The sequence below is a fragment of the Streptomyces sp. DSM 42067 genome, assembly GCF_055792885.1.
This window is the reverse complement of record NZ_CM147706.1, coordinates 2,257,158-2,274,862: the sequence shown is the minus strand read 5'-3', so window position 1 is coordinate 2,274,862 and position 17,705 is coordinate 2,257,158. Positions and strand designations below refer to the sequence as shown.

15 protein-coding genes are annotated in these 17,705 nt (G+C 71.6%); 8 read left to right on the top strand and 7 right to left on the bottom strand.

The genetic code is table 11. The features are described from left to right. Positions 1-153: 153 nt before the first annotated feature. Positions 154-840, bottom strand: a complete 687-nt coding sequence (locus ACSMXV_RS10725) for a response regulator (protein ID WP_473177432.1) — start codon at positions 838-840, stop codon at positions 154-156. 236 nt (positions 841-1,076) lie between these two features. Between ACSMXV_RS10725 and ACSMXV_RS10720 the strand changes: the two genes are divergently transcribed. The 5 genes from ACSMXV_RS10720 (at position 1,077) to ACSMXV_RS10700 (ending at position 6,070) form a co-directional block, all read left to right on the top strand. After that, entirely contained in the window at positions 1,077-2,060 is a 984-nt protein-coding gene (locus ACSMXV_RS10720; protein ID WP_473178884.1) for a Bug family tripartite tricarboxylate transporter substrate binding protein, read from the top strand. Then, positions 2,057-2,593 (top strand): tripartite tricarboxylate transporter TctB family protein, encoded by a 537-nt coding sequence (locus ACSMXV_RS10715; RefSeq protein ID WP_181660906.1) that lies wholly within the window; start codon positions 2,057-2,059, stop codon positions 2,591-2,593. The genes ACSMXV_RS10720 and ACSMXV_RS10715 overlap by 4 nt, the downstream gene beginning before the upstream one ends. A 1-nt stretch (position 2,594) precedes the next feature. Then, the gene (locus ACSMXV_RS10710; protein WP_473177431.1) at positions 2,595-4,091 is read left to right on the top strand and encodes a tripartite tricarboxylate transporter permease; all 1,497 of its coding nucleotides are present in this window, start codon (positions 2,595-2,597) and stop codon (positions 4,089-4,091) included. 201 nt (positions 4,092-4,292) lie between these two features. Then, on the top strand, positions 4,293-5,165 hold the full coding sequence (locus ACSMXV_RS10705; protein WP_473177430.1) for a haloalkane dehalogenase: 873 nt from the start codon (positions 4,293-4,295) through the stop codon (positions 5,163-5,165). 32 nt (positions 5,166-5,197) lie between these two features. After that, on the top strand, positions 5,198-6,070 hold the full coding sequence (locus tag ACSMXV_RS10700; RefSeq protein ID WP_473177429.1) for an RNA polymerase sigma factor: 873 nt from the start codon (positions 5,198-5,200) through the stop codon (positions 6,068-6,070). 37 nt (positions 6,071-6,107) lie between these two features. Here ACSMXV_RS10700 and ACSMXV_RS10695 read toward each other — a convergent pair whose 3' ends face one another. Further along, positions 6,108-6,248 (bottom strand): hypothetical protein, encoded by a 141-nt coding sequence (locus ACSMXV_RS10695; protein ID WP_181660909.1) that lies wholly within the window; start codon positions 6,246-6,248, stop codon positions 6,108-6,110. Between the two features lie 113 nt (positions 6,249-6,361). Between ACSMXV_RS10695 and ACSMXV_RS10690 the strand changes: the two genes are divergently transcribed. Then, complete coding sequence (locus tag ACSMXV_RS10690) at positions 6,362-7,531, top strand: methyltransferase domain-containing protein (RefSeq protein ID WP_473177428.1); 1,170 nt, start codon at positions 6,362-6,364, stop codon at positions 7,529-7,531. On the opposite strand, the gene ACSMXV_RS10685 is transcribed toward ACSMXV_RS10690, so the two are convergent. Then, positions 7,521-8,078, bottom strand: coding sequence for a ribonuclease FAU-1 family protein (locus ACSMXV_RS10685; protein ID WP_473177427.1), 558 nt, complete (start codon positions 8,076-8,078; stop codon positions 7,521-7,523). The two genes, ACSMXV_RS10690 and ACSMXV_RS10685, sit on opposite strands and share 11 nt — an antisense overlap. Continuing rightward, on the bottom strand, positions 8,059-8,979 hold the full coding sequence (locus ACSMXV_RS10680; RefSeq protein ID WP_473177426.1) for a GNAT family N-acetyltransferase: 921 nt from the start codon (positions 8,977-8,979) through the stop codon (positions 8,059-8,061). Before ACSMXV_RS10680 ends, ACSMXV_RS10685 begins: the two co-directional genes overlap by 20 nt. A gap of 70 nt (positions 8,980-9,049) precedes the next feature. On the opposite strand from ACSMXV_RS10680, the gene ACSMXV_RS10675 reads away from it, so the two are divergent. Next, a complete protein-coding gene (locus ACSMXV_RS10675) occupies positions 9,050-9,430 on the top strand; it encodes a GntR family transcriptional regulator (protein ID WP_181660913.1) in 381 nt (126 codons plus the stop codon). A gap of 42 nt (positions 9,431-9,472) precedes the next feature. On the opposite strand, the gene ACSMXV_RS10670 is transcribed toward ACSMXV_RS10675, so the two are convergent. Beyond that, positions 9,473-10,582, bottom strand: coding sequence for a DUF5925 domain-containing protein (locus tag ACSMXV_RS10670; protein WP_473177425.1), 1,110 nt, complete (start codon positions 10,580-10,582; stop codon positions 9,473-9,475). Positions 10,583-11,090: 508 nt separating this feature from the next. Here ACSMXV_RS10670 and ACSMXV_RS10665 point away from each other — a divergent pair. Further along, positions 11,091-12,509, top strand: a complete 1,419-nt coding sequence (locus tag ACSMXV_RS10665; RefSeq protein ID WP_473177424.1) for a GH39 family glycosyl hydrolase — start codon at positions 11,091-11,093, stop codon at positions 12,507-12,509. Positions 12,510-12,564: 55 nt separating this feature from the next. Here the strand turns inward: ACSMXV_RS10665 and ACSMXV_RS10660 are convergent, their stop codons facing one another. Next, a complete protein-coding gene (locus ACSMXV_RS10660) occupies positions 12,565-16,743 on the bottom strand; it encodes a lipopolysaccharide biosynthesis protein (RefSeq protein WP_473177423.1) in 4,179 nt (1,392 codons plus the stop codon). Beyond that, a complete protein-coding gene (locus tag ACSMXV_RS10655) occupies positions 16,736-17,533 on the bottom strand; it encodes a polysaccharide deacetylase family protein (protein ID WP_473177422.1) in 798 nt (265 codons plus the stop codon). Before ACSMXV_RS10655 ends, ACSMXV_RS10660 begins: the two co-directional genes overlap by 8 nt. Between the last annotated feature and the right edge of the window lie 172 nt (positions 17,534-17,705).

The following is a 17,705-nucleotide window of genomic DNA, read 5'->3' as shown; positions in this document are numbered from 1 at the left end:
TTCAGTGCGCCCGGGGGGTTCAGGGCGTCCGGGGAGTCAGGGCGTCCGGGGGGTTCAGGGCGTCCCGGGGGTTCAGGGCGCCCGGGGCAGTTCAGAGCGCCCGGGGAGTGCAAAGCGTCCGGGGGAGTGCAGAGCGTCCGGGAGGCGACGGCCTCAGCCCACCCACCGGTAGCGCCGCTCCGGCCGGCCCGTCCTCCCGTACTTGAGCGTCACCTGCGCCCGGCCCGTGGACGCGAAGTACTCGAGGTAGCGGCGGGCGCTGACCCGGGACAGGCTGCCCGCCTGGGCGCACTCCGAGGCGGACAGGCCGTCCGGGTGGGCGCGCAGGGTGCGTTCGACCAGTTCCGCGGTGTGTGCCGCCAGGCCCTTCGGCAGCTCGCGTGAGCCGGGCGGGCGGGTGCCGAAGATCTGGTCGACATCCTCCTGGCGCGCTTCGTCGAGGCCGTCGAGACGTGCCCGCAACGCCGCCACGTGCCGCAACTGCTCCTGCAGCGCCGCCTGGTTGAACGGCTTGATCAGATAGTGCAGCGCCCCGGCGCGCAAGGCGGCCCGCACCACCTCCGCATCCCGCGCCGCGGTGATGAACAGGACGTCCACCTGAGCCCGTTCCGGATCGCGCTCCTCGGCGGCCCGCAGCTCGCGCAGCACGCCGATCCCGTCCATGTCGGGCAGATAGACGTCCAGGAGTACGAGATCAGGGCTCAGCTGCTCCACCGCACGCAGCGCCTCCACGCCGCTGTGTGCAACGCCGACGACCGTGAACCCGTCCGTCGCGGACACATAGCGGCTGTGCAGCTTGGCGACCATGAAGTCGTCGTCCACGACCAGCACCTTCGTCACCGCCGCAGGCTATGGGCCCGACCACAAGGACCACAACGTTCCTTGCTTGCGGAAGAGAGACAGCTCGTTAACACGCGGGCAACATGTGGGCCACCTCACTCGGATCCACGACTCCCCCGAGCGGATCCGGGTGAGGTGTCCCACACACGGATCTCCGTTCTCCCCGTTCACCACGGATTCCCCCACAGACGGAACCCGTCCCCATACCGACGACGTACCGACAGGTGGTGGCACACGTGCGGCTGCGCACTCCCCTCGCCCTGCTCGGGGCCGCGGTGCTCGTGCTCGCGGGACCGCCGCTGCTGACGACCGGCAGCGGCGCCGAGACCGGCACACAGATCCCCGGCCTGCGCTTCATGGTCCCCAACACGCCCGGCGGCGGCTACGACATCACGGCCCGCACCGCCGCCAAGAACGCCGAGGACGCCGGGCTCACCCACAACATCGAGGTCTTCAACCTGCCCGGCGCCGGCGGCACAGTCGGCCTCACCCGGCTCGTCGGCGAGCACGGCAACGGCAAGCTCGCCATGTCCATGGGCCTCGGCGTCGTAGGAGCCGTACGCTCCAACCACGCGCCGACAACGCTCGCCGAGACCACACCGATCGCCCGCCTCACCGAGGAGCAGGACGTCGTCGTGGTCGCCAAGGACTCCCCGTACCAGACGATCGACCAGCTGATCGACGCCTGGAAGAAGGACCCCGGCAAGCTGCCCGTCGGCGGCGGCTCCTCGCCCGGCGGGCCCGACCATCTGGCGCCCATGCTGATGGCGCGCGCCGCCGGGATCGCCCCGAAGGACGTCAACTACATCCCCTTCGACGGCGGCGGCGAACTCCTCGCATCCATCCTCGGCAACAAGGTCGCCTTCGGCGTCTCGGGCGTCGGCGAATACCTCGACCAGATCAAGTCGGGGGAGCTGCGGCTGCTCGCCGTCACCGGGCCCGAGCGGGTGGACGGGCTGGACGCGCCCACGCTCAAGGAGTCCGGCTACGACGTCGACTTCACCAACTGGCGCGGCGTCGTCGCCCCTCCCGGCCTCTCCGACGCCGAACGCGACAAGCTCACCAACCTCATCACCAAGCTGCACGACTCTCCCGAATGGCAGGAGTCCCTCAAGAAGAACGGCTGGGACGACGCCTTCCTGACCGGCGACAAGTTCGGCGCCTTCCTGGACGCCCAGGACAAGCGCGTGGTTTCGGTGCTGAAGGAGCTGGGACTGTGACGACGACGCAGACACCGGAACGTACCGAGGCGGGGGAGCGCCGCTCCTGGCTGCGCGAGCACTCCGAACTCGGTGTGTGCGCCCTGCTGCTCGCACTGGGCGTACTCGTCCTCACCGACGCCCTCACGATGGACGTCGACATCGCCCAGCGCGGGCCCATCGGCCCCAAGACCGTGCCGATCGTGGTCGGCATCGGCCTGCTCGTCATCGCCGCCCTCCTCGCCGTCGACGTGCTGCGCGGCGGCAGCGGACAGGCCGAGACCGGCGAGGACATCGACCTGTCCGAACCCGCCGACTGGCGCACGGTCCTGCTCCTGGCCGGGGTCTTCCTCGCCACGGCCGTCCTCATCGAACCGCTCGGCTTCCCCGTCGCGGGCGCGCTGCTCTTCTGGGGCGCGGCCTTCGCCCTCGGCAGCCGGCGCATCGACCGCGACCCGCTGATCGCCGCCGGGCTTTCACTCATCACGTACGTCGTCTTCAACAACCTGCTCGGAGTGCCGCTGCCCGGCGGCCCGCTGATGGGAGCGCTGTGAGATGAACGCCCTCAACTCCCTTCTCGACGGCTTCGGCACGGCCCTCACCCCGCTGAACCTGCTCTGGGCCGCCATCGGCGTGCTCCTCGGCACCGCGATCGGCGTACTGCCAGGCATCGGCCCGGCGATGGCGGTCGCGCTCCTGCTCCCCGTGACATACGGCCTGGACCCGACGGGCGCGTTCATCATGTTCGCGGGCATCTACTACGGAGCGATGTTCGGCGGTTCGACCACCTCCATCCTCCTCAACACCCCCGGCGAGAGCGCCGCCGTCGTCGCCGCGATGGAAGGCAACCCGATGGCCAAGGCCGGGCGCGGCGCCCAGGCTCTCGCGGCGGCCGCCATCGGGCACTTCGCGGGCGGCATGATCGGCACGATCCTGCTCGTCGCGCTCGCGCCGACGGTCGCCGACCTCGCCGTCGACATCGGCGCGCCCGACTACTTCGCCATCATGGTGCTTGCGTTCATCGCGGTGACGTCCGTGCTCGGCTCCTCCCGTATCCGCGGACTGGCATCGCTGCTGATCGGCCTCACCCTCGGCCTCGTCGGCCTCGACCAGATGACGGGCCAGCAGCGGCTCACCTTCGGCTCGCTCCAACTCACCGACGGCATCGACGTGGTGATCGTCGCGGTCGGCCTCTTCGCGATCGGCGAGGCCCTGTGGGTGGCCGCGCATCTGCGCCGCACGCCCGGCGAACCGATCCCCGTCGGCCGCCCCTGGCTGGGCCGCGACGACGTCCGGCGCACCTGGAAGTCCTGGCTGCGCGGCCCTGTCATCGGCTTCCCGTTCGGCGCGATCCCGGCGGGCGGCGCGGAGATCCCGACGTTCCTGTCGTACGTGACGGAGAAGCGGCTGTCGAAGCACAAGGAAGAGTGGGGGAAGGGCGCGATCGAAGGCGTCGCGGGACCGGAGTCGGCGTCGTCGGCCTCCGCGGCCGGAACGCTCGTCTCCATGCTGACACTCGGCCTGCCCACCACCGCCGTCGCCGCCGTGATGCTCGCCGCCTTCCAGCAGTACGGCATCCAGCCAGGACCGCTCCTCTTCGAACGCGAACCGGAGCTGGTCTGGGGCCTGATCGCCTCGCTGTTCGTCGGCATGGTGCTGCTGCTCGCCCTGAACCTGCCGCTGGCACCGCTCTGGGCGAAGCTGCTGCGTATCCCGCGGCCGTATCTGTACGCGGGAATCCTGTTCTTCGCGGCGGTCGGCGCGTACGCGGTCGGCGGCGAGGTCATCGACCTGGTGATCCTGCTGATCATCGGCCTGATCGGTTTCGGCATGCGGCGCTACGGGCTGCCGGTGCTGCCCGCCGTCATCGGCGTCATCCTCGGCCCGAGCGCCGAGCAGCAGCTGCGGCGCGCTCTGCAGATCAGCGACGGCAGCGTGACGGGCCTGGTCAACACGCCCTTCTCGGTGACGGTGTACGGCGTGATCGTGGTCATCGTCGCCTGGCCGCTGCTGAAGAGGCTGGTGGGACGACGCCGTACCGAGGCGGCCTGACGGACGGCATCGCCTCCGGCTCGCCTGCGAACCCGATGGGGCCCGTCACCGGTGGTCTGTTGACGGGCCTCCGGTGCTGCCGGCCCAGCCGTCGGCGGATCCGGTACCGCCTGAAGATTTTTTCGGCGGGGACGTCACAGCGGCCGGGGCGGCTGTGTCCAACCAAGTGAACGCAGATGCGGTTCACATCGGGAGGACACAGTGATCAAGGCAAGTGTCGAGGTCCACGATTCGTTCATGGCCTATGTCGAGGCCGGCACGGGCGGCGTCCCGGTCGTTTTCCTGCACGGTAACCCCACGTCGTCGTACCTGTGGCGCAAGGTCATCCCGCACGTGGCGGACCAGGCCCGCTGCCTGGCGCCGGACCTGATCGGGATGGGCGACTCCGGGAAGCCCGACATCGGCTACCGCTTCGACGACCACGCCCGGTATCTCGACGCCTGGTTCGACGCGCTCGGCCTGGAGGAGGTCGTGATCGTCGGTCATGACTGGGGCGGGGCGCTGGGCATGGACTGGGCCGTCCGGCATCCGGGGCGGGTACGGGGCGTGGCGCTGATCGAGACGTTTCTGCGGCCGTTGCGCTGGGAGGAGTTCCCGCCGCAGGGCGCCGAGTTGTTCCGGTCGTTCCGCTCCCCGGAGGGAGAGGTGAAGATCCTCGAGAACAACATGTTCATCGAGTTCAACCTCCCCTTCGGGGTGACCAGCGGACTCGCGGGCGAGGACCACGACGTCTACCGCGCGCCGTATCCCGACCCGGCCTCGCGCAAGCCGCTCCTGGTGTGGCCGCGCGAGATCCCCATCGACGGCGAACCGGCCGACGTGCACGAGCGCATGCTGTCATACGGCCGTTGGATGGGGGACACTCCCGAGGTGCCGAAGCTCGTGATGACCGTCGAGCCCGGTGTGGGGATGGGGTCGCCGGAGACGGCCGCGTGGGTCAAGGACACGTTTGCGAGCGTCGAGGTCGAGTCGGTCGGACCGGGCGGGCACCACGCCCCGGAGGACCAGCCGGACGCCATCGGATGGGCGGTCGCCCGCTGGCTGCGCCGACAGGAGGTGACGACGAAGCCGTGAGCAGCGAAGATGCCGTGCGCAGCGATGGAGCCATGAGTAGCGAAGACGCCGTGCGCAGCGAGGCCGAAGCGGTCGTGGACAGCGAACGGGAGCTGGTCGCGCGGGCGGTCGACGGCGACAAGGCGGCCCTGGAGGAGGTGGTCCACCTCCTCCAGGATCCGCTCTACCGGCTGGCCCTGCGCATGGCGTGGCGGCCGGCGGACGCGGAGGACGCGACCCAGGAGATCCTGATCCGGGTCATCACCCGGCTCGCCACCTGGCGTGCCGAGGCGAGGCTCCTCACGTGGGCGTACCGGATCGGTGTCAACTACCTGCTGAATCTGCGCCGCAAGACCCCGCAGGAGGCGAAGCAGCTCAGCCTGGAGGAGTTCCGCGAGAACCTGGCCGACGGGCTGGCGGCGGCCGACTACACGGGCCCCGAGGCCGAACTGCTGGCCCACGAGGTACGGCTCAGCTGCTCGCAGGCGGTGCTGCAGTGCCTGGAACGCGGCGAGCGGATCGCCTTCGTGCTCGGCGAGATCTTCGAGCTGCCGTCCCCGGACGCGGCGTGGATTCTCGACGTCACCCCGGCCGCGTACCGCAAGCGCCTCGAGCGCGCACGGCAGCGCATTCGCGCCTTCATGGGGTCGACATGCGGCATCGTCAACCCGAAGGCGTTCTGCCGCTGCGCCCGTCGGGTCGGGACGGCGGTCGCGCGCGGCCGCGTCGACCCGCGGCGGCCGGTGCTGGCCACCCACCCCGTCAGCCCTGGCGGACGCGGTGTGGCCGAGGCCGCCGCACAGATGCACCGCCTGCACGACGCCGCCGCCGTGCTGCGCGCGCACCCGGACTACGCCGCTCCGAGGGCCAGGACCGACGCGGTACTGGCCCTGCTGCAGTCCGGGAGGTTCCCGCTGCTGGAGTGAGGGGCCGTCGACACGGACGGAGTGGGGCTTCTTCCGGTCAGCCGTCCGGCCACCAGGTCCGCTGGATGTCCTTGCGGACCTCGGGACGCTCGCGGGGCTGCTGTTCTTCGGCCTCTTCCCGCGCGCGGCGGCGGACGGTGGTCTTTCCCAGGGGCTTCTGCACGGTCACACGGCGCATGGCTGCCTCCTTGTGCCTACCGGGTTCCGCAGAGGTGTGCGGAGGTAGACCCGTTGAGGGAGGGTGTCTCATCGGAGGCGGGATTGTCAGTGGCGGCTGTCACGCTGAGGGGCATGAATTCGGACCTGAGCTCCGAGCAGGAGAGCACCGTGCGCGCCGCCGTCGACTGGGACGCGGAGGCCGCCACCTTCGACGATGAGCCGGATCACGGCCTGCGGGACCCGGACGTGCGGGACGCCTGGGCGGGGCGGCTGAAGGAATGGCTTCCCTCCGCGAGATCTCACATCCTGGACATCGGGTGCGGCACGGGCAGCCTCTCGCTGCTCGCCGCCGAGCAGGGGCACCGGGTCACCGGGATGGACCTGTCGCCTCGTATGGCCGAGCGGGCCCGGGCCAAGCTCGCGGGGCACGACGCCGAGATCCTGGTCGGCGACGCGGCGGCACCCCCGGTCGGGGACCGCAGGTTCGACGTGGTGCTGGTCCGCCATGTGCTGTGGGCCCTGCCCGACCCCGAGGCGGTCCTGCGCCACTGGTGCGGGCTGCTGCGGCAAGGGGGCCGGCTCGTCCTGGTCGAGGGCGTCTGGGGCGAGACGTCCCCGGTCGGCATCCCCGCACACCGCCTCGCGGACATGCTCATGCCGCTCGCGGCCCGCGTCCACACCGAGCGGCTCTCGGGGGACGCCCGCCTGTGGGGACGGGCGGTGCACGACGAGCGGTACGCGGTGGTGGCGACGTTCCCGGACCCGCGGACGGCCGCCCGCCACACCGAGGTCGTCGACGTCCATCTGATCCTCCGCCGCGGCGACGAGGTGCTGCTCGCCCGCCGTGCCGGCACGGGATACGCAGACGGCCTGCTGCACGCACCGTCCGGGCACGTCGAGGACGGCGAGGACGTCCGCGCCGCCGTGATCCGCGAGGCCCACGAGGAGGTCGGCCTCGACCTCGCGCCGGACGACCTGCGCGCCGCACTCGTCATGCAGCACCGCGGGCCGGGCGGTCAGCCGCGCATGGGCTGGTTCTTCGAGGCCGAGTACGGGGCGGGCGGCGAGCCGGTGAACAGCGAGCCGGACAAGTGCTCAGGGCTGAGCTGGCACCCGCTGGCCGCGCTCCCCGACGACATGGTGGCGTACTGCCGCGCGGGCCTCGACGCCTACCGGGCCGGGCACCGCTTCGTTCTGCACTGGCATGAGGACGGTGACCCCATCGCGTACGAGCCGGGAGGGGTGAGTCGTGCGCAGGCGCTCGGGGAGACACGAGCAGACGGGGGAGACCTCAGGGGCTGACCAGGCCGGCGAGGCTCGCGCGGCCGCCTGGACCGGCCCCGCGGGCGAGGCGCTCCAGCTCGTCCAGGGCGCGGCGGGCGGCGCTCGCGGCAGCCGGGTCGGACTCGGCCAGGCCGCTCGCTGCGAACTCGTCCTCGTCCAGCCGGAGCACCGCCGTGCCGTCGCCGGACACCCACAGGTCGAGGTCCAGGTCCTCCACGACCAGCTCGCCGCCCGAGAGGACGGCGGGGCGGGTCACGTCGCAGTACCAGCCCTTGAGGGTGCCGTCAGCGGCCCGGACCTCCTTCACGGAGTACCACCGGTCGCGCCAGTAGTGCTCGGTGAAGACGTCGCCCGGCTCGAAGCGTACGAAGCCGAAGTCGCGGACGACCCCGCCCGCCCACGGGGCCTGGACCGTGATGCGGGTGCCGTCGTCGTGGACGAGCCGCGCCGGGTAACGGATCTTCGTACGGCCGGACTTGACCAGGACCACTTCGATGCGGGCGGCGGCGTCCGTCGGGCTCTCAGGCTGGGGGCGGCGGGTGCCGTCAGCCGAGTTCGCGGACATACCGGACCTCCGTCGCGCAGATCTCGTAGCCGAACCACTTGTTGATCGCCAGCATGGGGCCGTTCTCGGCGTCGTTCCCCGTGAAGGCCTCCGAGTAGCCGGCCGCGCGGGCCCGGTGAAGGGAGTCGTTCTTGGCGAGCTTTGCCAGGCCCCGGCCGCGGTAGGCGCGCGCCGTTCCGGTCATGCCGGTCGCGTACCGGGACACACCGTCCGTGCGGGCCGCCGTGAACGCCACGGGCCGGCCGTCCACCACGGCCACCGTGGTCAGCTCGCGGTCAAGCAGCGGATGGCCCCATGTCTGGGCCAGCCAGTGCTCGTAGTCCGTGAACTCGGCTTCGATGTCGCCGGGCTCGTCCTGCACGGTCTCCGCGTCCAGGTCGAACAGGGAGCGCGGGTCGTCCGCGAAATCCGCGGCGGTGCGGAGTTCGACGCCCGCCGGGGGCCGCTGGAGCGGCGGCAGGGTGCCTCCCGCCAAATCCAGGCGGAGGAAGTGAGCCGACCGGCTCGCGCGGTAACCGTGCTTCTCGGCGAAGGCGCGGTTGCCCGGCGCGTCCAGGACCCAGCTGTACAGCGTGGTGACGCCGTGCCCGGCCAGGTACTCCTCCGCCGTACGCACGATCAGCGAACCCGCGCCGCGGCGGAGCCGCTCCGGGTGCACATACACATTGGCGTACCCCTGCCCGGGCTCGGGGCTGTCGTAGGCGACGCCCAGCTGCGCCGTACCGATGATCTCGCCGTCCTCCTCGGCGACCAGCGGCCGGTAGTGCGCGTCCGGATGGGCGTGCGCCACGTCGAAGGCGACGGACTCGGCGGTGGACAGCATGAACGGCAGGGCGGCGCGCCGCACCCGCGCGAAGCCTTCGCAATCTTCGGGGCCAAAGCCGCGGACGATCACAGTCATGGGGCCGCACGCTACGCGGGAGGCGTCGTGCTCGCCTCCGAATTACCGCGCCGTGCGGGACAATCGGCACGTGACCTTGAAGATCGACATCGACCCGGGCGCCGCCATCGCGCCCTACGAGCAACTGCGCGCCCAGATCTCCGACCAGGCCCGCTCGGGGGCGCTGCCGGTGGGCTACAAGCTGCCGACGGTACGCGGCCTCGCGGAGGACCTGGGGCTCGCCGCCAACACCGTGGCCAAGGCGTACCGCGCGCTGGAGTCGGACGGGGTGATCGAGACACGCGGGCGCCACGGAACGTTCGTCGCCGCCGCCGGGGACGCCGCGTCGAAGGCCGCCGCCGCGGCGGCGCAGGCGTACGCCGAGCGTGTCCAGCGCCTCGGCCTCACGGAGGCCGCGGCACTGGACGCGGTACGGGACGCGCTGCGCGCGGCTTACGGCAACGGGGGGTGACCCTCGGGTCGGGGGACTGGCGCTCCTGCACTGCAGGTACGGCTACAGGTACAACCCCGCGTCCGCGCCCCCGCGAGGCTCCGGTACCGACGCCGGTGTCGTGCCACGCCGCAGTGCGTAGAGCTCGGCGAGCGACGCGCCGTCGCGGCTGATGCCGGACTCCAGGTCCGGGGCGTCCTGGCCGAGCCAGTTGACCGCCTCGGGGCGGGTCAGGGGGCCGACCTCGATGCGGGCCAGGCAGCGACCCGGGCGGACGACCGCCGGGTGCAGCCGCTCCAGGTCCTCGTTGGTGGTGACCCCGACGAGGACGTTGCGGCCCTGGCCGAGCAGCCCGTCCGTGAGGTTGAGCAGGCGCGACAGCGCCTGACCGGCCGTGTGCTTGGCCTCGCCGCGGATCAGTTCGTCGCAGTCCTCCAGCAGGAGCAGCCGCCAGCGCCCCTTCGCCGTGCCGTCGTCCTCGCCGATGGCGATGTCCATCAGATAGCCGACGTCCGAGAACAGGCGCTCCGGGTCCAGGACGCAGTCCACCTGGCACCAGTCGCGCCACGAGCGCGCCAGCGTGCGCAGCGCCGACGTCTTGCCGGTGCCCGGCGGGCCGTGCAGCAGGAGCAGCCGGCCCGCGATGTCCTCCGGTGTGGTCTTCATCAGCCGGTCCATGGCGTCGGCGACCGGCGCCGTGTAGTTGGGCCGTACCTCCTCCCACGTACCGGCCGAGATCTGGCGGGTCGTGCGGTACGGGCCGCGCCGCGGCGACACGTACCAGAAGCCCATCGTCACGTTGTCGGGCTGCGGTTCCGGCTCGTCCTGCGCGCCGTCCGTGGCCTGCTTGAGGATCTTCTCCGCCAGCTCCGCGCTGGTCGCGGTCACGGTGACGTCCGCGCCGCGGTTCCAGCGCGAGATCAGCAGCGTCCAGCCGTCGCCCTCGGCGAGCGTCGCGCTGCGGTCGTCGTCGCGGGCGCCGCGCAGCACCGTGGCGTCCGGCGGCAGCAGGGTGGCGCCCGAACGCACCCGGTCGATGTTCAGACTGTGCGAGAAAGGCTGCTCGCCCGTCGCGAAGCGGCCGAGGAACAGCGCGTCGACGACATCCGACGGGGAGTCGCTGTCGTCGACGTTGAGCCGGATCGGCAGAGCGTCGTGTGGGTTCGCAGACATGCCGACATGATCCGCCACGCAGGCGCCCCGTGCATCCGGTTTCCGCAGCGAGCCGTGCGTCCGGCGCACTGCGCGCCGATCGCCCGCTTCGCGGCGCGCCACGCGCCCGTCCTAGGCTGCGCCCGGTCCGTGAGCGCGCCACGTGCCCGTCCTAGGCTGGGCCTGCTCCGCGGCGAGCCCGCGCCTCGTCCTACGCGGCGCCTGCTCCGCGGCGCGCCCGCGCCTCGTCCTACGCGGCGCCTGCTCCGCGGCGCGCCCGCGCCTCGTCCTACGCGGCGCCTGCTCCGCGGCGCGCCCGCGCCTCGTCCTACGCGGCGCCTGCTCCGCGGCGCGCCCGCGCCTCGTCCTACGCGGCGCCTGCTCCGCGGCGCGCCCGCGCCTCGTCCTACGCGGCGCCTGCTCCGCGGCGCCACGCGCCCATAGCGAGACCCGTCCCGCCCGCCCCGTTACCGAGCTGTCGTCGCGGAATCGGTGCCACCGCCGACACACGCCACTACTCTTGCCCCTGATGGGACGTCATGGGTGGAATTCGGGGGCACGGCGGTGGCGGCTCACCGCGCTGCTCGGTGTCGGTGCGGCCGTGCTGGCCCTGGTGGTGACCCTCGTCAGCACGCTGCCTTCGGATGCCGGGGGCAGCACCACGGGAACGACAGCCGACGGCGACAAGGTGCACGGCACCCCCGCCGTCCCGTCCGGGAAGGCGGATCCCGAGGTCGGCTGGGGCTTCACCCACACCCAGTACAGCGCCGACCACGGGGAACCGGCGGCGGTCGAGCGCGCCGAGAAGCTGCTCTCCAAGCAGCCGCTGCCGCAGATCCAGCACATCATGGGCTGGGGCGCGAGCAACCCCGAGCCCACCAAGGGGCGTTACGACTTCGAGGACATGGACCGGCGGCTGGACTTCGTCCGCGCCACCGGCGGCACCCCGGTCGTCACCCTCTGCTGCGCCCCGGACTGGATGAAGGGCGGCAAGCCCGGTGCCGACAACACGGACTGGAGCCGGCAGGCCCTCGAGACCGCACCCGACCGCGCCCACTACAAGGACTTCGCGAAGCTCGCCGCGACCGTCGCCAAGCGCTATCCGGACGTACGGCACTTCATCGTCTGGAACGAGTTCAAGGGCTTCTGGAACAACGCCGAGCACCGCTGGGACTACGAGGGGTACACCGAGCTCTACAACCTCATCTACAAAGAGCTCAAGAAGGTCAACAAGGACATCCTGGTCGGCGGGCCCTATCTGGTCATGGACAGCGTCGACCCCCGCCAGGAGAACGCGTCGAGCGCGCTCACGGGCGAATGGGGCGCCATGGACCAGCGCGTCCTCGACGCCTTCGACTACTGGAACAAGCACAAGGCGGGCGCGGACTTCGTCGTCGTCGACGGCTCCAGCTACACGGTCGACGACGAGCTGGTCCCGGACGAGTTCAAGGCCACCGACAAGCTGACCGCCGTCAGCCGCTGGGTGCGGCAGCAGACCGGCGACCTGCCCCTGTGGTGGGCCGAGTACTACGTCGAACCGGGCGACGACGATGACGACCGCGACGCCTGGTCCGAGCCGCACCGGGTAGCCGTCCACGCCTCCGGCCTGATGGCCATGGCACACGGCGGTGCCGGCTCCGCCTTCTACTGGAACCCGCAGAAGAGGGGCGCCACCTGCCCTGGCTGCCTGTGGCGCTCCACCGAACTGTCCGACGGCGGCACCGGGCTGCCGATGCTCGGCCTGCTCTCCCGGTTCGCCAAGGAGTTCCCGCCCGGCACCCGGTACGAGAAGGTGTCCGTCGCCGCCGACGACGTACCCCGTGTGCGGGTGCTGGCCGACGACAAGGCGGTCCTCGTGGTGAACACCCTTGACCGCCAGATCAGCGTGAAGGTCGACGGCAAGCGGTTCGACATGAGGGCCTACGAGGTGAAGTGGCTGGGGCGCTGAGCCACTTCACCCGGCTGCCGCAGGCGCCGCTGTAGGCGCCCGGGCCGCACCGGCCTCACGCCATCGTCATGAACCGCTGCACCAGCGAGGCCAGCAGCACCGCCAGCAGAGGCAGCGAGAACCAGAAGGTGCTCTGCAGCCAGCGCAGCTGCCGTACGCTCGGCGCCACCGCGACCCGTACCACCTCGCGCGCCGCCAGCAGCAGGATCAGCGCCACCGCCGCCAGCGCGCCCACCACCGACCACGGCGTCCAGGTCACCTGCGGACCGATCGGCCCCGGATCGGCCTTCGCCGGCTCGCCGTCCGGCTCCCGGCTCAGCGTGTAGATGGTCGCGTCGTCGTTGGTGAAGACCTTCTTCAGCTCCTGCCGTTGGTCCAGGTTCTGTATGAGGCGCGTCTCCCAGTTCTCCGAATAGCCCGCGTCCATCCGGAGATAGACGACCTGGCTCTCGTTGACCATCAGGTACGAGTTCGGGCCCGCGTCCTTGAGCGCCTTGACCAGGCCGGACACCAGCACCGGATCGGTGGGCGCGAGCGTCGGGACGTAACTCACCTTCTCCATGTCGCGCGAGCCCCACGGCATGGCGGGCGTGACGTTCTCGAACGTGTCGTTGCTCAGCCACAGGAGGCGGACCGTCGGGTCGTCGTGGGCGTACACGTACTCCATGGCCGCGACCTCGCCCGTCCTGATGCGCTCGAAGGGCTCGTTGCCCCAGCGGGCGATCAGGAAGCCTCCCATCAGTACCAGGCCCGCCATGAGGGCCGCGAGCGGCGCCAGGCTGACCCGGTCGCGGTCCCGTTCCTCCGCGGTGACGCCCGCGCGCGGGAACAGCGCCAGTCCCGCGAGCAGCGCCGCGCCGGGCAGGGCGAACATGAAGACGCGCAGCGCCATCTCGCCGCCGTACGACTGCATGCCGAAGCCCAGGAACGGCACGAACGCGAGCACGAGCAGCGACCGCTCGCGGTACTTGGCGTCGCGCCGCCGCCACCAGCCCCAGCAGGCCAGCGCCATCACGCCGCCGGCGAGCGCCACGCGCGCGTACAGCACGAGTTGGTGGGTGGAGCTGCCGCCCTCGATACGCCCGGACACGGACGATTCCACATTGCTGCCGAGGCCGCCGATACCGCCGAACATCTCGTCGAAGTGCCCCGACCAGTAAGGCTCGGCGAGGAAGCCCACCCATACGGCGACCAGCACCGCGAACAGCATCGGCAGCCCGCGCAGCTCGCTGCGGCCGGCCAGCACCAGGACCGCGAGAACGCCGAGCATCACGAAGGGCGTGAGCTGGTGGGCCGGGACGGTGGCCGCGAACAGCGCGATCAGGACGAGCAGCAGCACGGCCCGCTGGCGGCGGTTGGTCGGCTCGACCTCCAGCTCGCCCGGGCGCCGCTTGGTCCACAGCACGCGCGGGGCGCGGAACCAGACCAGCAGTATGGCCACGAATGCCAGGTAGAGCAGGTAGGTGAAGCCCTGCGGCGAGAAGTAGTCCTGGCCGACCCAGCCGCTCAGCACGAAGATCCAGGCGCCGGTCCACTTGGCGCGCCAGCCCGCCCGCATCGACCGCATGAGCAGGAACATCGGTGCGAGGTAGAGCAGTTGCATGGTGAGCGGCCACCAGCGGATGACCTCGGTCATGTCCGTGACGCCGCACGCCTGCGCGATGAAGGTGGCCGCGGCGAAGAAGCCGGGCCAGCTCCAGCGCGCGTCCAGGTCGGGCACGGCCGAGCCCGTCCTGTCGATGTAGTCCATGAAGCCGAGGTGCTGCCAGGCCGTCGCGAAGCGCGGCTCGGTCTCGATGACCGCGGGCAGCGCGTGCAGCGACACGACGGTGGCGAGCAGGGTGACCAGCAGCAGGACCCGGTGCTGCCGGTTCGCCCACAGCAGCGAGGCGAAGACGACGACCAGCAGTGCGGCGCCCACCAACGTGGTCTGGGGCAGCACGGAGATCAGCCCGAGCCCGCCCATACGGTCGAGGTCGCGGTCGTCCAGAGCCGACGCGGGCACCCAGTACAGTCCGAGCGCGCTGACCAGCAGCATGGCCAGCACGACGACGCCGGGCGTCACGCGCGCGTGCCGGGCGGTTCGCGCGGAGTCCTCATGCACGGAGGCCCCTCGCGCAGAGCCCCCACGCACGGGAGCCCCCTGCCGTGAGGGCCCTGAGGGCCGTGACGCCTGCCTGGCTTCGTGCCCACCCAGGGCTTCCTTGCCGTTCCGGTCGTCCCGGCCATTCGGTTCCTGCTGCGCGCTCCGCGCCGACCGATCCGCCGGCTGCTTCGCCGACTTCTCCTTGCGCGACTCCTCGGCCCGTGGCCCCTCCTGTGCGCGGCCACCACGCGAATCCGTCCGCGACGGCGGCCCCTCCGAGGCCTCCGTGCTGCGCGACGCCTCCGTACGCGAGCTCTCCGAACTCGCCGTCGGAGAATCCTCCGCACTCTCCGCCGAAGGGGACTTCTCCGCGGAATCGCTGCCCTCCGCCGACGCGGGCACCTTCTTCTCACCGTCGCCCGGGTCGTTCACGGGAGCGGCCTCCGCATGCGCCTCCGTCCGCGGCCCGGGCAGCGCCAGCCGCGACCTCAGGGCCCACGTCGGCCGCTGCTCCGCGGCGTTCCCGCCGAGTGCGTCCTCGTCCCGCCGTGCGTCCCTGACCGCTGCCGTCCCGAAGGCGGGCGTGCCGGGCCCCGGCCGTACGTCCGGTCTGCGCTCCTGGTGGTCGAGGTTGAGCTGGACGCCGAGCGCCAGGGTGTCCGATCCGAGGGAGTTGCGCAGCGCCCAGGTGGGCCCGTGGTGATCTTTCTCCTCGCGCGGCAGTTCCGCCACGTCGGGCGTGCCGAGATCGGCCAGGTCACCGTCCGGCGCGGCAGACGCGGCGGCGGGCGTTTCGCCCGGTGCGGTCCTGACGATCCGGTACAGCTTGGGTGCGGCGATCGCCACGATCACCGCAAGGCTGGAGATCTCCGCGACACCCGCACCGGTCAGGCCCATCCGTGGGAGCAGCACCAGCGTCAGTCCCAGCACCAGGAAGCACAACAGGCCCTGCAAATAGGCCAGTCCGGAGGTACGACTCTGGGCGCGCAGCACCGCGAAGTACGTCTCGATGACGACCCGCAGTACCGCGCCTACCGCGAACAATCGCAGCAGGGGGGTCGCCGCGTCCGCGTACCCCTCGCCGAACACCCGCAGGATCCAGGGCGCGCCGATGAACAGCACCCCTGCCACCGGCAGCATGATCCGCGCCATGCGGTGCAGCGCCGCGCGGGTGTTCGCGGCCAGCTGCACCGGGTCGTGGGAGCCCTCGACGGTCAGGGACGCACCCATGTTGATGGCGAGCAGGTTGATGGTGCCGCCGATGGTGGCGGTGATGTAGAAGTACGCGTTGTCGGCCGAGCTCACCTGGGCGGCGACGATCACCGGGACCAGATAGACCACCGCGAGCGAGAACAGCGAGCCCGTGTAGTCGCCGGCGAGGAACCGGCCCAGTTCGCGCATCGTCGGCGGCCGGATATGGTCCTTCGTCGCCTTCACATGGCGTGGCACGAGACGGCGGAACACCAGCCAGCCGAGCGGCACCACGGACGCGGCGATCGCGGCCACCCACGACGCGAAGACGCCGGTGGTCGGGAGCGCCACGGCGAACGCGACCAGCAGCCCCAGCTTCACCGCGGAGAACACGGTGTTCCCGACGGGCACCCACAGCGCATTGCGCAGCCCGGTCAGCACCCCGTCCTGCAGCGTCAGCAGCGACCAGGCGACGACGGCCGCGATGAATCCCAGGCCGTTGACGGTTCCATACAGAAAACGGTACGACGGCCCCCACACGTCGAGGGTCAGCAGAAACGCGACAGCGGCGAGCGCCACGATCACCGAACTGCCCGCGTAGATATGGAAGATGAGACGCCCGGTGGCGCGGCCCGCCACCGGGATGAAACGGGCCAGCGCGCCCGTGAGCGTCACGGCGGTGAGTCCCGCAAGGAGCTTCATCGCGGCGATCGCCGCGGAGCCCTGGCCTACCGCGTCCTCCGAGTAGTAGCGCGCGGCGGCCAGCCAGAAGCCGAGGCCGAGCACCGCGCTGATCCCGGTGTTGAGCATCAGCGCATAGGCGTTGCGGAACAGCGGGTTGCCGCCGGAGCCCTTGCCCCGTCCGGGCAGCCGCAACCTGCGGCCGGCCGAGGGCTCCGGCTCGGCCGGGGGAGTCGCGGAGGAGTCGACCTGGGCGGTGGTCGTCGTGTCAGACACGGGAACGTGTTGCCTTCCGGCTGGCCTGTCGGGCTCTTCGGACCACGGCGTACCCCTTGGTGAGGGCGCGGTCCCTTGCGAACGTACGGGCGATGGCGCGGCCTTCCACCAGCCGCGCGAACTCGTCGATTCCGGTGTTGCGGCGCACTGTCACACGCTGCAGTGCGTACGGTCCCTGGCGGCGCCGGGCCAGGGCGTTGCCGACCGCGAGGGACTGCGCGAACCCGGCCTCACGAACCGCCTGACGCACGCGGCGGCTCGAGTAGCCGTACGGGTAAGCGAACGAGACGGGCCGCGTGCCGAGCTCATCGGCCACGATCTCCTTGCAGCGCAGCACCTCCGACCGGAGCGCGTCGTCCGCGAGCTGGTCCATCTGCGGATGCGTGTGGCTGTGCCCGCCGATCTCCACGCCGATGTCGGCGAGTTCGCGCACCTGGTCCCAGTCGAGCATGGTGTCCAGGGCGCCCCCCGTGTCGTACGCCCCGCGCAGCCAGCCCGTCGAGACGAACACGGTGGCCGCGAAGCCGTGTTTGGCGAGCACGGGCAGCGCATGCCGGTGCACGCCCTCGTAGCCGTCGTCGAAGGTGACCAGCACGGGACGCTCCGGCAGCGGACGCCCGGCCCGCCAGGCGTCCGCCAACTGCGCGGTGGTGAGCGGCGTGAACCCGCCGTCCCCGATCAGCGCCATCTGCTCGACGAACGCCTGGGGCGCCACGGACAGCGCCCGGGTGGCGTCGTTGGGAGCGTGCGCGATGGAGTGGTACATGAGGATGGGCACGGGGGTGTTCATGCGGCACCACCTCCGCGCCGCAGGCGGGCCGCGGGCCCGCGGCCGGGCACGGCGGCCCCACGGAACCGGGCGCCGGTGACGGGGCACTCCCGCGTGTGCGCCCAGGTGCCGCGCCCCGGCAACACGCCTCCTGACGTGTGCCGTCCGGCGCGGTGTGTCCTCAGGGCGTCGG